Source organism: Streptomyces sp. S6 (genome assembly GCF_054880855.1).
This window is the reverse complement of sequence record NZ_JBTYMC010000671.1, coordinates 1-1070: the sequence shown is the minus strand read 5'-3', so window position 1 is coordinate 1070 and position 1070 is coordinate 1. Positions and strand designations below refer to the sequence as shown.

General features: G+C 74.8%; 2 protein-coding genes. One reads left to right on the top strand and one right to left on the bottom strand.

Annotation, left to right across the window (positions count from 1 at the left end; all coding sequences use genetic code 11):
* On the bottom strand, positions 1–441 hold a 441-nt coding region (locus ACVNF4_RS36320; RefSeq protein ID WP_461807077.1), incomplete at its 3' end, for a LysR substrate-binding domain-containing protein.
* Positions 442–497: 56 nt separating this feature from the next.
* Here ACVNF4_RS36320 and ACVNF4_RS36315 point away from each other — a divergent pair.
* On the top strand, positions 498–1070 hold a 573-nt coding region (locus ACVNF4_RS36315), incomplete at its 3' end, for an MFS transporter (RefSeq protein ID WP_461807076.1).

Below are 1070 nucleotides of genomic sequence, written 5' to 3'. Positions count from 1 at the left end.
CCCCACCAGCGGCTGCGCCACGACGTCCGGCGCCGACACCGTCGTCCGCGCCGCGAGGACGTGACCCCGGGGGACGGCGAGCCGGCGGGGGTGGCAGGAGAAGACCGGGCCGAGGACCAGGTCCGGCTCCCGCACGGGGAGGGTGACGACGACGGCGTCGACGGCGCCGGAGCGCACCGCGCCGAACGGGTCGCGCCACGGCAGCTCGACCAGCTCGACGTCCCCGAACTCGCGGACGACACGGGTGAGTTCACTGTCCAGCGACCACTGGAACCCGAGCCTGACCCGGACGCCGCGCGCCTCCTCCACGACCGCCAGCAGACCGTCGTACGCGGGACGCAGACCGGCCAGGAACCGCTCGCCCAGCGGGGTCAGGGAGACGCGCCGGCTCGTCCGGTTCACCAGCCGGCCGCCGATGTCGAGCTCCAGCGCCTGCAACATGGAAGGAGCAGAACTTCGCCGTTGTTCCCCGCAGTGCCGGAGCGAAGGGTGGAGACATGACCTCCACCCGCCCCCGGCTCGTCTCCACCCGGGGTCCCTGGCCCGGCGTACTCGCGCTCGGCGCCGCCACCTTCGCCGTCGTCACCACCGAGATGCTCCCCGTCGGACTGCTGACCTCCCTAGGGGATTCCCTAGGGGTCTCGGCGGGGACGGCCGGACTCGCCGTCACGCTTCCCGGGGTCGTCGGGGCCGGCGCGGCGCTGCTCCTGCCGGTCGCCGTACGGGGCACCGACCGGCGGCGGGTCCTGACCGGCCTGCTGCTGCTCCTCGCGGTCGCGAACCTGCTCTCCGCGCTCGTGTCCGGCCTCGCGGTGCTGCTCGCGGCCCGGGTGCTCGTCGGTGTCTGCATCGGCGGGGTCTGGGCGGTCGCGGCGGGCCTCCCCGCGCGGCTGGTCCCCGAAACCGCGGTCGGCCGGGCCACCGCCGTCGTCTTCTCGGGCATCGCTGTCGCCTCCGTGATCGGCGTCCCGGCGGGCACCTTCCTCGGCGCGGTCGCCGGCTGGCGCTGGGCCTTCGCCGCGCTCGCCGTCCTTGAAGATTCTCGATTGGGAAGGGTTCGGTCTGGCGCC